General features: G+C 34.7%; 16 protein-coding genes. 7 read left to right on the top strand and 9 right to left on the bottom strand.

Annotated features, from left to right (window positions below; translation table 11 throughout):
* Positions 1-53 precede the first annotated feature (53 nt).
* Positions 54-206, top strand: a complete 153-nt coding sequence (locus MPR_RS18725; RefSeq protein WP_006257013.1) for a hypothetical protein — start codon at positions 54-56, stop codon at positions 204-206.
* A gap of 146 nt (positions 207-352) precedes the next feature.
* On the opposite strand, the gene MPR_RS04380 is transcribed toward MPR_RS18725, so the two are convergent.
* The 9 genes from MPR_RS04380 to MPR_RS04340 all read right to left on the bottom strand — a co-directional run bounded on the left by MPR_RS04380 (position 353) and on the right by MPR_RS04340 (position 10,394).
* Positions 353-532, bottom strand: a complete 180-nt coding sequence (locus MPR_RS04380; RefSeq protein ID WP_041889570.1) for a type II toxin-antitoxin system Phd/YefM family antitoxin — start codon at positions 530-532, stop codon at positions 353-355.
* Positions 533-596: 64 nt separating this feature from the next.
* Positions 597-1,004 carry a hypothetical protein gene (locus tag MPR_RS04375; RefSeq protein WP_041889567.1) on the bottom strand — a complete coding sequence of 136 codons (408 nt, stop codon included), beginning with the start codon at positions 1,002-1,004 and terminating at the stop codon, positions 597-599.
* Between the two features lie 176 nt (positions 1,005-1,180).
* Entirely contained in the window at positions 1,181-2,212 is a 1,032-nt protein-coding gene (gene capA, locus MPR_RS04370; RefSeq protein WP_006257016.1) for a cysteate synthase, read from the bottom strand.
* 81 nt (positions 2,213-2,293) lie between these two features.
* Positions 2,294-4,354 carry a S9 family peptidase gene (locus tag MPR_RS04365; RefSeq protein WP_041889564.1) on the bottom strand — a complete coding sequence of 687 codons (2,061 nt, stop codon included), beginning with the start codon at positions 4,352-4,354 and terminating at the stop codon, positions 2,294-2,296.
* 165 nt (positions 4,355-4,519) lie between these two features.
* Positions 4,520-5,983, bottom strand: coding sequence for a S41 family peptidase (locus tag MPR_RS04360; RefSeq protein WP_041889561.1), 1,464 nt, complete (start codon positions 5,981-5,983; stop codon positions 4,520-4,522).
* Positions 5,984-6,087: 104 nt separating this feature from the next.
* Positions 6,088-7,788: a S41 family peptidase gene (locus tag MPR_RS04355; RefSeq protein WP_041889558.1), complete on the bottom strand. Its 1,701-nt coding sequence runs from the start codon at positions 7,786-7,788 to the stop codon at positions 6,088-6,090.
* A 302-nt stretch (positions 7,789-8,090) separates the two neighbouring features.
* Positions 8,091-8,732 carry a hydrolase gene (locus MPR_RS04350; protein ID WP_041889555.1) on the bottom strand — a complete coding sequence of 214 codons (642 nt, stop codon included), beginning with the start codon at positions 8,730-8,732 and terminating at the stop codon, positions 8,091-8,093.
* 788 nt (positions 8,733-9,520) lie between these two features.
* Positions 9,521-10,063: an NADPH-dependent FMN reductase gene (locus tag MPR_RS04345; protein ID WP_041889552.1), complete on the bottom strand. Its 543-nt coding sequence runs from the start codon at positions 10,061-10,063 to the stop codon at positions 9,521-9,523.
* Positions 10,064-10,076: 13 nt separating this feature from the next.
* On the bottom strand, positions 10,077-10,394 hold the full coding sequence (locus MPR_RS04340; protein ID WP_041889549.1) for a GNAT family N-acetyltransferase: 318 nt from the start codon (positions 10,392-10,394) through the stop codon (positions 10,077-10,079).
* 503 nt (positions 10,395-10,897) lie between these two features.
* On the opposite strand from MPR_RS04340, the gene MPR_RS04335 reads away from it, so the two are divergent.
* From MPR_RS04335 to MPR_RS04310, 6 genes are all read left to right on the top strand, one after another.
* The gene (locus MPR_RS04335) at positions 10,898-11,221 is read left to right on the top strand and encodes a YbaB/EbfC family nucleoid-associated protein (protein ID WP_006257023.1); all 324 of its coding nucleotides are present in this window, start codon (positions 10,898-10,900) and stop codon (positions 11,219-11,221) included.
* A 4-nt stretch (positions 11,222-11,225) separates the two neighbouring features.
* Positions 11,226-11,987: a DUF4369 domain-containing protein gene (locus MPR_RS04330; RefSeq protein WP_041889546.1), complete on the top strand. Its 762-nt coding sequence runs from the start codon at positions 11,226-11,228 to the stop codon at positions 11,985-11,987.
* 44 nt (positions 11,988-12,031) lie between these two features.
* Entirely contained in the window at positions 12,032-12,604 is a 573-nt protein-coding gene (locus tag MPR_RS04325; protein WP_041889543.1) for a Crp/Fnr family transcriptional regulator, read from the top strand.
* Positions 12,605-12,688: 84 nt separating this feature from the next.
* Entirely contained in the window at positions 12,689-13,693 is a 1,005-nt protein-coding gene (gene cobT / locus MPR_RS04320) for a nicotinate-nucleotide--dimethylbenzimidazole phosphoribosyltransferase (RefSeq protein ID WP_041889540.1), read from the top strand.
* Positions 13,690-14,466, top strand: a complete 777-nt coding sequence (locus MPR_RS04315; RefSeq protein ID WP_041889537.1) for an adenosylcobinamide-GDP ribazoletransferase — start codon at positions 13,690-13,692, stop codon at positions 14,464-14,466. The genes cobT and MPR_RS04315 overlap by 4 nt, the downstream gene beginning before the upstream one ends.
* Positions 14,451-15,011 (top strand): histidine phosphatase family protein, encoded by a 561-nt coding sequence (locus MPR_RS04310; RefSeq protein ID WP_041889534.1) that lies wholly within the window; start codon positions 14,451-14,453, stop codon positions 15,009-15,011. The genes MPR_RS04315 and MPR_RS04310 overlap by 16 nt, the downstream gene beginning before the upstream one ends.
* The last annotated feature ends 16 nt before the right edge of the window (positions 15,012-15,027 follow it).

The raw sequence follows: 15,027 nt of genomic DNA, 5'->3' as shown, positions 1-15,027 counted from the left end.
TAATTCTTTATATTTGAGTTTAAACCACTACAATTTTAAAAAACACTATTATTATGCTAAAAATATCACTATCTGTATTACTTGCTATTCTAGGAGGTTATCTTATTTTTTTAGGATTAAACAATGATATGTTACCTCCAACCATTACAGGAATAGGATTCTTTATAATTGCTATTATATTTAATCTACCTAAAGACAAAAAATAAGGGACTACCTCATCTATTGTCCTTTTCTATTCTAGATTATAGACATTGATAGTATCATATGATACTATCACCTATAAAAAAACACCTCTAATGAGGTGTTTTTTTGTCTAAAACGTTTCTTATTACAAGCTGTTTACCTAATCTCTTTAATTTGATGATAACTCACAGTCAATACCTTTTAATGAATTATATTCTTCGATAGGAATAATTACGATTCCATTATGTTCGTTTTCATTTACGATTAACTCATTACCACTGTCCATTACATAGTCTACATAAGTAGTTACATCCTCTGTAAAGTCACTAAAACTGATTACTTTATTCATTTTTTTAATCTTTTGAAGATACTAATACAAGTATTAGACCAAAAAATTAACATTCATAAAAAAATTACAATTTAAATTTAAATCCTCGTGGTGCATATAACTTATCCTCATCATATAGGTTTAAATAAAGACGAACAGTATCTTGTTTTCCCTTTATATAAACTGCATATATATCGAGTACTCCTCTACCGTTAAACAGTCCATTAGGAGTGTCAAAATGACAACAACTACCTACTCTGTAGAAAGATAAATTATTTCCTTCTAAATCAGTCAAATCCTTTAAATACTCTATTTGATTCTGTGGTCCTCTATTATCCTTAATCCCTCCTACTTTTATAGGATTCTCAGGTGTATATCCATACTCAAAAGTTCCTATCTCATTCACAGTAGTTACCTTGTTTTCTAATACTTGCTTAGATCTACAACTCACCCCAATAAGAACTAACAAAACGAAAAATACAGACTTTCTCATAATAAACTGATTTAAAGAATATTTACATCTCTAAGATACAGAAAATAAATAGACATTGAACTTTGTGATAGTATCATATGATACTATCAAGGATATAAAAACAATTCCATAACTACCAAAAATAAAAAAACACCTCATCCGAAGAGAGGTGTTTTTCTATATTTTAGTAGATCAAATTACTTAATATAAGTAATCTCATTTTTAGGTTCTCCATCTAAGAAGCCTTGTTGCTCCATCCATGCATCGCTATAGATCTTACTCATATAACGTGAACCGTGGTCTGGGAATAACATAACTACTACACTATTCTCGTCAAATGCTCCTTCTGCAGCATATTGTCTTGTAGCTTGTAGTACAGCACCTGAAGTATATCCTAAGAATAATCCCTCTGTACGTGCCAACTCACGTGCTGTTTGTGCAGCATCTTTATCTGTTACTTTCATAAACTTATCGATAACAGAGAAGTCCGTAGCAGTTGGAATTAAGTTCTTTCCTAATCCTTCTATCTTATAAGGAGCGATCTCATTAGGATCTAGCTCTCCTGTCTCGTGATATTTCTTTAATACAGAACCATAAGCATCTACACCTAAGATTTGAATATTTGGATTCATCTCTTTTAAGAAACGAGCTGTACCAGAGATAGTACCTCCCGTACCAGAACAACATACGAAGTGTGTAATCTTACCTCCTGTTTGCTCCCATATCTCAGGTCCTGTAGATAGATAATGAGCCTCTGTATTTAACTCATTAAAATATTGATTGATATAAATAGAGTTTGGCGTTTCTTTCTGCACCGTCTTAGCTACCTCATAGTATGAACGAGGGTCATCAGCCGCTACATTAGCAGGACATACATATACTGTAGCTCCCATCGCACGTAGCATATCTATCTTATCAGGAGAAGACTTATCACTCACAGATAAGATACATTTATATCCCTTAATAGCACTCACCATCGCAATACTAAATCCTGTATTCCCTGATGTAGTCTCTACGATAGTACTACCTGGCTTTAATATTCCTTTTTTCTCAGCTGCCTCGATAATGTGCATTGCTATTCTATCTTTTGCAGATTGTCCAGCACTGAAAGCTTCTACTTTACCATAGAAATTCCCTTTTAACTCTTTTGTTGCTTTACTCAATTTTACAATTGGCGTTTTCCCTACAAGAGCCAATACATTATCATACGCTTGAATTTCTTCTTTCATAATATCTTATTTACTATGGATAGATGTTCTTTATCTCATCTACCACTGTTATCTAACAAATTTACTAAAAAAACAAAGAGACTACTCTTTTATCCCTTCTAAATCGAACATGAAAGCAAACTCTTTTGCGACCTCTTTTAAAGCCTCAAAACGTCCTGAAGCTCCTCCATGTCCTGCCTCCATATTCGTGTCTAAATACAGTTGCTTATCATTCGTTTTCATCACGCGTAACTTCGCTACCCACTTCGCTGGCTCCCAGTATTGCACTTGAGAATCATGTAACCCTGTTGATACATACATATTCGGATAATCTTGAGCGACTACATTATCTATTGGAGAATAAGACAGCATATAGTCATAATACTCTTTCTCATTCGGATTTCCCCATTCATCATACTCTCCTGTTGTCAATGGTATTGTATCATCCAGCATAGTCGTCATCACATCTACGAAAGGTACTTGAGCAATAACTCCATTGTATAAATCAGGGCGTTTATTCACCACTACTCCCATTAATAAACCTCCAGCAGAACCACCTTCAGCATATAAATGTTCTGGAGAAGTATATCCTTCAGCAATCACGTGCTCTGAACAAGCGATAAAATCGTCAAATGTATTCCACTTCTCTAATAGCTTACCTTCTTCATACCATTGACGTCCCATATCTTCACCTCCGCGAATATGCGCTATCGCATAGATAAATCCTCTATCTAATAAGCTTAGACGAGTAGTAGAGAAATAAGGCTCCATCGAATATCCGTATGATCCATACGCATATTGTAAGAATGGATTAGTACCATCTTTCTTCATCCCCTTTTTATACACGATAGACATCGGTATTTTCACCCCGTCTTTTGCAGTTGCCCAGATTCGTTCTTCTACATAATTATTCTTGTCGAAAGTCCCTAATACTTCTTGTTCCTTCTTCACTTCTTTCTCACGCGTACGCATATTAAAGTCGATTACAGAAGAAGGCGTATTCATAGATTGGTATCCATAGCGTAGTATCTCTGTATCGAAGTCTAAATTCGTACCTGTATACGCATTATATGTTTCACTGTCAAATGGTAGATAATATGCCTCTTGGCTATCATCCCAAGGTTGAATCTTCAAATGAACTAATCCGTTAGATCGCTCTGAGATCACTAAATAATCTTTAAAGATGTCCACTCCTTCTAACAGTACCTCTTCTCTGTGAGGTATAAGCTCTACCCAATGCTCCACAGCAGTCTTGTCCTCAGGACAACGCATCAACTTAAAGTTATCTGCCTCATCTAGATTTGTCATGATATAGAAATGTCCATCATAGTGTGAGATATTATACTCTACCTCGCGCACTCTCTCTTGGAATACCCTAAACTCTCCATCAGGATTATGAGACTCTAAGATTCTGTACTCACTTGTCAGCGTACTCTCACTTCCTATCACTAGATACTTGCGCGATTTCTCTTTAAAAATATGAGTATCAAAAGTATCATCCTCTTCGAAGTACACCATCACATCCTCTGTGATAGCAGTTCCTAATTTGTGTTTATAGATTTTATCTGCACGCAGTGTTACCTCATCTTTACGAGAGTAAAACAGAGTCTTATTATCAGCAGCCCAAGTAGAACTACCTGTTGTTTTCTCTATCGAGATAGGAGATATTTCTCCTGTCACTAAGTTCTTTACTTGCAGTGTGTATTCTCTACGAGATACAGTATCTACCCCAAAAGCTACCCATTGGTTATCTTCTGATACATTAATTCCTCTTAAATGAAAATAAGAGTGCCCTTCTGCCATCACATTACAGTCAAACATGATCTCTTCATCAGCCTCTAAGCTTCCTTGTTTACGAGAAAATATAGGGTAATCTTTTCCTTTCTCAAATCGAGTGATATAATAATATCCATTGTAGAAATAAGGTACAGAACTATCGTCTTCTTTTATTCTGCTCTTCATCTCTTCAAACAAGTCTGCTTGAAAAGCCTTAGTATGTGCAGTCTGTCCTTCGTAGTATGCATTCTCAGCATTTAGGTAATCGATCACTTCTTGATCTTCTCTATCGTTTAACCAGAAATAGTTATCGATACGTGTATGATTGTGTGCTGTTAGCTCGTGAGGTTTCACTGTAGCTATTGGCGCTTGTATATCTTTATTCATTTTCAAATGTTAAAACACAAAAGTAAGGTTTTAATATTTAAATAAATGTTAGCATGATTTAAATGAATACTAATGACCTACTCGTCCACTTATTGACTCAACTGAGTAGAAACAAAAAAGCCAAAGACTCTCATCTTTGGCTTTTCTATATCATTGTATTAATCTCTATTTCTTCAAGAGCTCTAATGCTAAATTCATCTCAGCATCTTGTGCTTGCTGTAATCCCTTTTGAAAATCATCTGCTTTAATAGTATGATTAGGCAATACTCCTCTACAAGTGCGATCTTTATTCGCTATCGCATTAAAGAACACCTCACTCCTAGGCAGTGATAATATAGATTCTGTATTCGGTAATTTATAACTTAAAAACCAAGCTGCTGTTGTGAAATCACTACAGCTTCTAGTCTCCTGACCTACGATATCACCACGCTTATTCAATTGGAACAAATGTGCAAAATAAGCTGCTGCTGATACAGTATTATTATTTGACAATAAAACTACTTTACCTGTAAACGCATTTTTATCCTGTGGGTAATTCTCTACATAAGAATCATCTAGACGACTGTTTCCATAATAAAACTGATCTTCTTCATTATAATCAAATCGCTGACTCATAAAGTTATCTTGGCTAATAATATCAGCTGTATTTGCCAACTTCCCATTTCCATCTAATAAATTCTCTTTCATATTCACTTTAGGAACTCTAGTCGCATATTTATAAATATTCTTAAAGCTCTTCTCTGGACTAATAAAAGAATAAAACAAAGGAATATTAGACAATAAACCTCCTCCATTATCACGGATATCAACTACTAGCTTTTTAATATTCTTGTCTTTGATGTCTTGAAATACGTTGTTCAAGATATAATAAGCATATGTCTCTGATACACTGAATGTAGTAATTTTCAAAATATAAGTATCATCATCTAATGGATATCCATAGATTCCTTTAGAGAAGGCAACAGTACTCAGTGGTAGAACACTCTTCTGAGCATGATATTCATAGTCATTAAAGTTCACTGCTTTCAGCGTTATCGTCTTAGGGGCTGCCTCTACAGTCTCTTTATACTCGATAATGAACTCCTTAGCTTCTGGAAATATTAAAGAAGCATAATTAGAGAAATTCTTATTAGAACTAGCTTCTACTCCTCCGTCTACCTTATTTGGTATCTTATTTAATAGCTCTGCCGTACTGATATTATTTACTTTGATAATCTCAGCTCCTATCGGGATATCTAAAGTGTACTGATTAACGAACACTCTATTGTCATATACACTAGTAGCGACAGGAAAGAAATTACTTACCTTGATATAATCCTCATAAATAATATCATCCATCTCAATACTTGAATGAGCATCACGTATTAATGTAACAGGGTTACATAAGACAAAATTCTCTAAAATCGGCTTCTTCTCTAAAGTATGACGTAGTTCCTTTACCTTCTTATCAAATTCTTTTTCTGTTATAAATCGAAATGGATTAGGATGCTGTTCTTTTATTGCCGTAACTATAAAATCAAAATCAGCTAAGTAATTCTCTTTGGTAAAATCTTTCACTTTCTTCTGCCCAAATGCAAAAACCTGTAAAAATAAAACCATTATTACTATAATACCTCGAAGTTTTATCATGTTTTTATTTATTTAAATATCAAAAAGCAAATATAACAACTTAACTAACCTCTTGTAAAGAATATTTTTAATTAATCTAAAAAAACACTCTTTAGCAGTTTGTCTTACTTACCTAAACTCTTTTTATTAATTAAGTCCACTGCGTACTGTATCATCCCATACGTATTATAGTTACTTGCAGACTCAGGTACTATATGATCTATCTTTAAACCATTTCGGTGAACATTATACTCTTTATCATTTGGGTAGAAAGCGCCATAACCTGAGAAGTCTATTGTAGTATCATCTTTTAAAAGTACCCGTACACGATTAGTCACAGCGCCTCCAGTCTGCTTACCTACAGTGATACATCTTGGTGCCTGCTGAATCCCCATTCCCATATATTCAGCAGCACTCAGCGTAGTATGATCCACAAGTAGGACTACAGTTCCTTTATAATAATCCTTATTCTCATTGCCCGCCTTGAAAGGATCTATAATCTTAGCAATGCCCACCTTACTATCCCATTCTCCTAACGCTGGCCCATACCAACCTAATGCTTTAAAAAAAGTAGTTCTATGAGGTAATAGGTAAGATGTAATAAGCTCTGGGCTTATATTCTCAGGATAATTACGTAGATCTAAGATAATGCTCTGCTTACTACTATTAGCCTTAAAGAAACTCTTCAGTCTTTTCTTTGTCGCTCTACCTAGATGAAGATATCCTATATCATCACCTAACTCAGGAGCTTTCTGTTCTTTAAAAAGTGACTTTATTGTTTTAAAATTCTTAAACTCTTCTCCCTTTAATAGAGGAACCGTTCTTTCTATAATCTCTCCACTTTTCTTTTTTATACTTACTGTCATTGATTCTTGATCTCCTAAAGCAGGAAAATAAAAACTCTCAAATCTTTTTAAATAATTGGGATTAGATACACTTACATATTTTCCTATTGTACTTTCTCTATAGTCCTTTACAGACTTTCCTTCGACTCTAAAAATCACATCTCCTAGCTCTATATTACTCTCTTTAGCCTCGATAGGGTCATAAATAGTCGTTATCACTAAGGAGTCATTTATATTTTTTGTCCCATAGGTACTAAAACGTTTAACTTTAGTATTCAGATAATAGCTTGCTTGATAGTCACTATGTGAATCATTTAACTTTACGAAAAGCTCATCTTTCAGATACTCAAATTCTATTCCTTCAGTCGTATTAAACCTCGGAACAAACTCAGTCAACACCTCATCCCATGGTGTATCAGCTAGATATATATTCACATTCCCATAACGGATACTATTCCAAAAAGAAGATAAAAACAGCATACGGTGGCTTTCATTCCCATTGCTAAAATTAGGCAACGCCTTTTCGTGATCAAATTTTACGATAGAAGATATTTTACGATTAGTTAGATAATACTTACCATAATTAGTATTGTCTTTTAAGTCTGTCAAAATAGACTTTAATTCCTTATCATAGAGGTCACTGTCTATCCATTCAAACCTAGCATTAACTGTAAATAATTTATCTTCACTTACTTTAATACCATCCTTTTTTAGAGGATGTTTAGAAGAGTCAAACTGTTTTATCCATTGCTTTAAGAAGGTATTTAAAGCCTCTTCGTTCTTTATCGTTTCTATAGTAGTATATGCTTTTAAGAATTCTTGATCCATATCATAACCACCTCTACTTACATTAGGATGTTTATACTTGACTAATCCCCATACATGTATTAGACTTTCAGAACTTACCTCTTTCAACTCTCTTTGCTGAGCAAAAGAAACAGTACAAATCAATAGTGTAAACAGTGCAAAAAATTTCTTCATTATATCGTTAATTAGATGTTTTATGTTCTAAATATATTGATAACGCCACAGAGCTTTTAAGCTATTAACACTAAAATAACTTTGCTATTTACTGTCAATCAATCACCTATAAAAGAGAAAAGGTCAGAAACATACGTCTCTGACCTTTTCAAAAATAACTGAATAACTAAATAACTCCACACCTTACAGTGTGTATAAACCTCGTTTTTTGAAAGCGATTAGAACTCGTGCGTTATTGACTTATAACGCTAATAAAAAAGTAAATAAACACGCGTATTCTAACCTCTATGTACAGCTAAGGATTACTCCGCTAGATCGTATCCAAACTGAATACCTGCTGTACCTCCTAGTTCTGTAAATAACTTCATGAATCCTTCTGCAGTTTCTGTACGATTCCAGTCACGTTGTAATTCACAGAATAACTGTACTACGCTAATTGGTTTAGCACCTGCCTGTACCATTCTCATAATCGCAGCATCATGTGCCTCTTTAGAAGTACCTCCTACAGCATCTACCACGATATATACCTCATATCCCTCTTGTAACGCATCCATCACTGGGAATGTAAGACATGCTTCTGTCCACAGTGCTGTCATGATTAATTTTTTTCTACCTGCAGCTTTTACAGCCTCTACGAACTCCTTATCTTCCCATGAGTTAATCGTCGTTCTATCATAAGAAGGCACGCCTTCTAAATGTTTTCTCAGTTGAGGAACAGTCTCTTTATTTAATCCTGTTTTCACATTCACTGTAGATAGAATGATAGGCATATCATACAGTTTAGCTGCATTTACAGTTCCTCTAATATTGTTTAATAGTAACTGTCTATCCATAGAAGCGATAGAATTTACTTGTACTGGTTGATAATCAATAACGATTAATGCTGCGTTCTCACCTGTTAATAAGTGATCTTGTTTTTTGTCTCTAATTGGTAAACTTGCCATAACTTTATTTTTTAACTATTTAATCATGATACATTCTCTTCTAATCTCTCTGTCTTATAGTATCTCTTTTATTGGAGATAAAACAGTGTTCCCTAGAAGAAAATGAAATACTATACACTGTAACAAAAAAAGAATACAGACTGTATTTATAAGGCCTTTTATAAATTCAATAAATGATAGTCTAACTCCCTTTCTGATTACAAGTATAAAATTATCACATCCTCTCCCAAAACCACTTAACCTAGATTAACAAAGGATTTTCAGGCAACTTTACTACTATGCTTACACTGCTAAAACTTCACTTTATCTCTTCTACCGTCCTCTATTATATGACCTAATATTCTCTTCTCATCCTATTCTTTTGTTTACAGCACATCCTAGGAGAATAGTTGATATATAAAAGGAGCATTCTTCGACAAACAAGTCCTCCCCTCCACTAATCTCGAGGTATTGTCCATGAATTGTCGAAGGAATTCGCTCCAAGTCCCGTAAATACTACGATAAGAAGGGATAGTGCATAATGAGGTACAACACACATAAAACAAACAAAACTCTAATAATCAACAACTTAAATTAAAAAAAGCAGTTAATAGGCTAAAAAAAAATAGATATCTTTTTTCAATTAAACAGTTCAAAACCGATTAAAATAGGCTGAAAAACAAAAAAAATCCCTTCTAAAAAGACTTTTAGGTATATAAATGGCCCCAAAAAGAATTTAAAAAACAAAAAAAAGGTCAAAGATTATCTCTTTGACCTTTTATATTATTTACTAAGTATATTGCCTTACTTTATAAAGCTACTTCGTTTAATTCACTTCTATACTTTTCGATTTTCTCTTTTAGTTCTGCTGCGAGCTCACTATTTACAATACCATTCACCTCATCAAAATTTTCATAATACTTAGGCAATGCAAAGCTGTCCTTTACTTGTCCTCCAAACTGAGGGAACACTGTCTTAGCAAGGTTTAATGAATTCTGACCTCCATATCCTCCTGGTGAAGTAGACATTAAGAACATCGGTCGCTCTTGGAATAGCTTTAACTCTATTCTAGAACACCAATCAAACAAGTTTTTAAAGCATGCTGTCCAGTTGCGATTGTGTTCAGACATAGAACAGATGATAGCATCAGACTGCTTTATCTTTTCTAAGAATAACTTCGCTCCTTCTGGAAAACCTTGTTTCTCTTGATCTACAGAAAATGGAGGTACTATATAATCATTCAGATCTATCACTTCCACTTCTCCTGCTGGAAACAAAGGCACGGTATACTCAACTAACTTTTTATTAATAGAAGTACTCGATGTACTTGCTGCAAATCCTAATATTCTCATAGCTTATTTATTGTTATAGTTTATCGTATGCAGGAAACGCTCCAGATACTATTCTCTTCCATTCTGGATGACGCTTAATATAAGCATACACTAACGGACATAATGGGTACAGCTCATAGTTATGCTCTTCTATATACATCAGACTCTTCTCGATTAGAGCAGTAGCCACTCCTCTACCTGCTAGCTCTTCTGGGCTCTCTGTATGAATAAGTTTAATAATATTACCTTCTTCAGCATAATCTATAAATGCAGTATGACCATCTACTGTTAATTCAAAACGGTTAGTATCAGCATTTTTATTTACTTCTAAATTTACAAATTCTTCTTTCATATCCTATACGTTTACATGGTTAATTCTACTTTATTACAAAATTAGAACTAATTCTCTTCTACTAGACTTGACCTAGATTAAGTTTATTGTACTTTTCTACACAAAGATCATACCTACACCACCTGTGTTGATAAAATACTTTACCTTCTCTAATCCCTTTATTTAAAAGACATATTAACTACTTAAAGAAAAATAAGCAACTTATTATCTCAATAAAAAACATAAATTTTCATGTATTTATATTTTTTGGCACGATATATGTAAATTACGTATCACAACAAAAACAACAAAACTTTCTTTTTCTTAAGTGACCTAGTTACCCCCAAATAACTAGGTCACTTTTTTTATATCCGTTTGACTACTGCATTTTGATAGTGATAGATACCCTCATACACTATTATAATATAGAATATCCATCAGTTGTTATTAACTATTCTATAACAAAATCATTTATCTTAAAAAGATTTTAATATTTTTGCGCCACTAACTAAAATGTATTAAACATGTTTGGAGACTTAATGGGCATGATGGGTAAACTACAAGAGACCCAAGCTAAGATAGAAGAAACAAAGAAGAGATTAGACACCGTATTAGTAGATGATCAGAGTAATGATGGGTTACTACAAGTGACGATGACTGCTAATAGAACTATTCGTTCTTTATCTATCAGTGATGAACTAATGGAGGACAAAGAACAACTAGAAGACTACTTAGTCATGGTACTTAACCGTGCTATCGAAAAAGCGTCTGCTATCAATGAAGCAGAATTAGCTGCGGCAGCTAAAGATGGAATGCCGAATATCCCTGGACTAGATCTATTTAAATAATATTATGAAAAAAATTGTTTGTGCTCTTTTACTTGCTACTGGAGCGTTATTCGTGTCTTGTAATAAAGAGGAAACTAAAGGCAACCTTACTGTTACAGGTAAAGTAGATGGATTTAAACAAGGTAAGTTATACCTATTTCAGATTCAAGATACTGTATTTAAAGCAATAGATTCATTAAATGTAAAAGGAGATGCTAACTTTAAGTTTGACTTAAATATTGACTCTCCTGAAGTATTCTATTTAACCTTAGACCGTGGTCATTCTAACTCTCAGGATAATCAAATTATGTTCTTCGCAGAGCCAGGACAGATGACGATCAACACGACTCTTAAGAACTTCTATAACGATGCTAAAGTTACAGGATCAAAGTCTCAAGAGGTGTATGATGAATACTTAAAAACACGTTCTTTAATCATCGATAAACAGAATGGTTTATTAGTAGACATCTTTAATGCTGAAAAAGAACAAAACACAGCTAAAAAAGATAGCCTTAATAATCTATCTAAGAAACTTACAATCAGAAAGTATCTTAATGCTGTAAACTTTGCTATTAATCATAAAGACTCTGATGCGAGTCCTTATATCGCATTGACAGATTTATACAATGCTCATACTAAGTTATTAGATACGATCTATAACTCTCTATCTCCTGAAGTAACTTCTCGTAAATACGGAAAGCAACTTAATGAGTATATCAAAGAGAGAAAAGAATCAGAAGCACAAGTGACGACTACTCAGAATACAACTACTGAAGTTCAAGAATAATCAAAAAACGCCTATAAGGCGTTTTTTTTTGTATGTTTATATCTATGTCATTAGCTATTCAATTACAACAATCCTTACAACTCTCTACAGAAGAAACTTCTATAGCAGAAGGACTATTCTCTTCTATACAATTCAATAGAGGTGAGACTATTATCACTCCACTTCAGAAGAGTGCTCCTCTATACTATATCACAGAAGGGTATATCCGTATCTATGCTATAGTAGATGATAAAGAGGTCACACAGTGGATCAGTGGAGCGGGCTACTTTATGACTGATCTGTCTAATTGGTTATTTGACGCTCCTATTAAGTGGACAATAGAGGCTCTTACGCCTGTCACAGCATTACAGATTACCTCTACAGAATACAAGACGTTAGCAAAACAAATCCCTAATTGGGCAGAAAAAGAAAGATACTTCATCGGTCATTGCTTCACACAGATGGAAAATAGAATATTTCAATTCATCTCTTTAACAGCAGAGCAGCGCTACCTACACTTCATGGAGCAACTCGGTTTCTTATTTAATGAAGTGCCTCATCAGTATATCGCATCTATGCTAGGTATGACACCCGAAACACTGAGTAGAATAAGAAAAAAAACAACAAAACCTCGATAATCAAGTTATTTAAACCAACCTTCTTCTTCGTTGTGGTAACTATACTAATTCTGCTATATTTGTGTGAACCAAAACACTATAAAAATGAATTTTGAACAACAACTACAAACGAAGATAGACTTAAAGACAAAACCTCTACAAGCATTAGGACTATTAGAAAAGATAGCTTATAAAATAGGAAAGGTACAACAGACCCTAACACCTAATCTAGTAGCTCCTACCATCATCGTCTTCGCGGCTGATCATGGGTTAGCAAAAGAAGGTGTGAGTGCTTATCCTACTGAAGTCACTTATCAGATGGTGCTTAACTTTCTAAATCACGGTGCTGCAATCAATGTATTCTGTAAGCAACATAACATCAATCTAAAAGTAGTAGATGCTGGTGTGAGTAAAGACTTTGCCCCTCATCCTGACTTAATCCAAGCTAAAGCTGGTCACGGTACACATAATATGATCTCCGGTCCTGCTATAACTAAAGATGAACTAGCGTTCTGCTTCAGTTCTGGAGAGCAAATAGTGAGAGATATCGCTGCAACAGGAACTAATATTATAGGATTCGGAGAAATGGGAATAGGGAATACTTCTTCTGCTTCTTTACTGATGAGTTCTCTATTAGACCTACCTATAGATAAATGTGTAGGGAGAGGAACTGGTCTAGATGATGAAGGGTTAAAAAGAAAAAAAGAAATCCTTACCAATATCATCAATACTCATCCAAAACCTGCGAATGCGAAAGATGCTCTAGAACAATATGGAGGATACGAGATCGCTCAGATGTGTGCTGCTATGCTAGAAGCTTACAGACATAATATGATCATATTAGTAGACGGCTTTATCGCATCGAGTGCATTCTTATGCGCGGCTAACTTAGAGCCAAAAATAACTGATAACGCAATCTTCTGCCATAAATCTGATGAGATAGGTCATCACTTATTGATTCGCTCTTTTAATGAACAGGCAATTCTAGATATGAACTTACGCTTAGGAGAAGGTACTGGGTGTGCACTAGCATATCCTCTTATACAGAGTGCTGTCGCATTCTTAAACGAAATGGCTAGTTTCGAATCTGCAAATGTTTCTAACAAATGATCCGAAAAGAACTCACTTACTTTCTGACAGCTGTCATGTTCTTTACGAGAATACCTATTCCTTTTAAAGTACCTTATAGCCATGAGATCATGAATAAGTCTCAGAAATATTTTCCTCTGATAGGTTATCTAGTAGGTGGTATGGCAATACTCGTCTATTGGGCTACCTCCTATTTATTCTCTGCAGATATAGCTATCGTACTCTCTATGGTGAGTACAGTATTACTGACTGGGGCATTTCATGAAGATGGATTTACAGATGTCTGTGATTCTTTTGGCGGTGGATATGGCAAGGAGAAGATTATGACGATTATGAAAGATAGCCGTATAGGAGCGTATGGTGTCATCGGTATTGTCTTATTACTTCTGTTGAAGTTTCTTGCCTTGCATAATATTACCGAGTTATCTACTTCCTTTTTGCTTGTAGTGATGCTAAATGGGCATATCACGAGTAGATTTCACGCTGCTACAGCTATCTATACTCATCGATATGTAAGAGATACAGATGACAGTAAATCTAAACCGATGGCTAATCAAAAGCTGTCTTATTCATCCTTACTGTTTTCTCTGATTCTAGCGATCGTCCCTTACATCCTATTTGACAACTGGTTATTGATTATAGCTTTTTTTGTTAGCTACATTGGTAAAATGTACCTGACGATGTACTTTAAAAAACACATAGGCGGATACACTGGTGACTGTCTCGGCACAATACAGCAGATATGTGAAGTCTTATTTTACTTAACAACACTAACACTATGGAAATTTTTGTAATCCGTCATACGAAAGTAGACGTTCCCCCTGGCCACTGTTATGGACAGACTGATGTCAATCTACTCAATGACTATCCTGATGAAATAACTACCTTCAGAGATAAAATCCCAAATGACATCGACACGGTCATCTCTAGTCCTCTAAAGAGGTGTACTTTTATAGCGGATCACTTCTCTCAGTGGTACTCTACGGATGACAGACTCTTAGAGATGAACTTCGGAGAATGGGAGATGAAGAAGTGGGACGAAATACCAAAAGATGAATTACAAAACTGGATGGACAACCTCGCACAAACTTGTCCTCCTTACGGAGAGAACTTATCTATGGTACAAGATAGAGTGTCTTCTTTCTTAGATGAATTGAGAACAACAGATCACAAAAAAGTATTACTAGTCACTCATGCAGGACCAATAAGGTGTATGTGGAACTACCTATTACAAACTCCAATCAACAACACCTTTAAAGTACCTGTGGATTATAATGAGGTCTTTCACTTTAATCTAGGAGCCACTACTCAGGATGACTTTATTCTACAGAAAGCCTAGCTCCCTTACTTGATTA

The sequence above is a fragment of the Myroides profundi genome (assembly GCF_000833025.1).
In the GTDB taxonomy this organism is placed as follows: Bacteria; Bacteroidota; Bacteroidia; order Flavobacteriales; family Flavobacteriaceae; genus Flavobacterium; species Flavobacterium profundi_A.
This window is presented reverse-complemented; position numbering and strand designations above follow the sequence as displayed.

Excerpts from the sequence above, each read along its gene's own strand:
- MPR_RS18725 (WP_006257013.1), top strand. The coding sequence starts at position 54 with ATGCTAAAAATATCACTATCTGTATTACTTGCTATTCTAGGAGGTTAT.
- MPR_RS04380 (WP_041889570.1), bottom strand. The coding sequence starts at position 532 with ATGAATAAAGTAATCAGTTTTAGTGACTTTACAGAGGATGTAACTACT.
- MPR_RS04375 (WP_041889567.1), bottom strand. The coding sequence starts at position 1,004 with ATGAGAAAGTCTGTATTTTTCGTTTTGTTAGTTCTTATTGGGGTGAGT.
- capA (WP_006257016.1), bottom strand. The coding sequence starts at position 2,212 with ATGAAAGAAGAAATTCAAGCGTATGATAATGTATTGGCTCTTGTAGGG.
- MPR_RS04365 (WP_041889564.1), bottom strand. The coding sequence starts at position 4,354 with ATGAATAAAGATATACAAGCGCCAATAGCTACAGTGAAACCTCACGAG.
- MPR_RS04360 (WP_041889561.1), bottom strand. The coding sequence starts at position 5,983 with ATGATAAAACTTCGAGGTATTATAGTAATAATGGTTTTATTTTTACAG.
- MPR_RS04355 (WP_041889558.1), bottom strand. The coding sequence starts at position 7,788 with ATGAAGAAATTTTTTGCACTGTTTACACTATTGATTTGTACTGTTTCT.
- MPR_RS04350 (WP_041889555.1), bottom strand. The coding sequence starts at position 8,732 with ATGGCAAGTTTACCAATTAGAGACAAAAAACAAGATCACTTATTAACA.
- MPR_RS04345 (WP_041889552.1), bottom strand. The coding sequence starts at position 10,063 with ATGAGAATATTAGGATTTGCAGCAAGTACATCGAGTACTTCTATTAAT.
- MPR_RS04340 (WP_041889549.1), bottom strand. The coding sequence starts at position 10,394 with ATGAAAGAAGAATTTGTAAATTTAGAAGTAAATAAAAATGCTGATACT.
- MPR_RS04335 (WP_006257023.1), top strand. The coding sequence starts at position 10,898 with ATGTTTGGAGACTTAATGGGCATGATGGGTAAACTACAAGAGACCCAA.
- MPR_RS04330 (WP_041889546.1), top strand. The coding sequence starts at position 11,226 with ATGAAAAAAATTGTTTGTGCTCTTTTACTTGCTACTGGAGCGTTATTC.
- MPR_RS04325 (WP_041889543.1), top strand. The coding sequence starts at position 12,032 with ATGTCATTAGCTATTCAATTACAACAATCCTTACAACTCTCTACAGAA.
- cobT (WP_041889540.1), top strand. The coding sequence starts at position 12,689 with ATGAATTTTGAACAACAACTACAAACGAAGATAGACTTAAAGACAAAA.
- MPR_RS04315 (WP_041889537.1), top strand. The coding sequence starts at position 13,690 with ATGATCCGAAAAGAACTCACTTACTTTCTGACAGCTGTCATGTTCTTT.
- MPR_RS04310 (WP_041889534.1), top strand. The coding sequence starts at position 14,451 with ATGGAAATTTTTGTAATCCGTCATACGAAAGTAGACGTTCCCCCTGGC.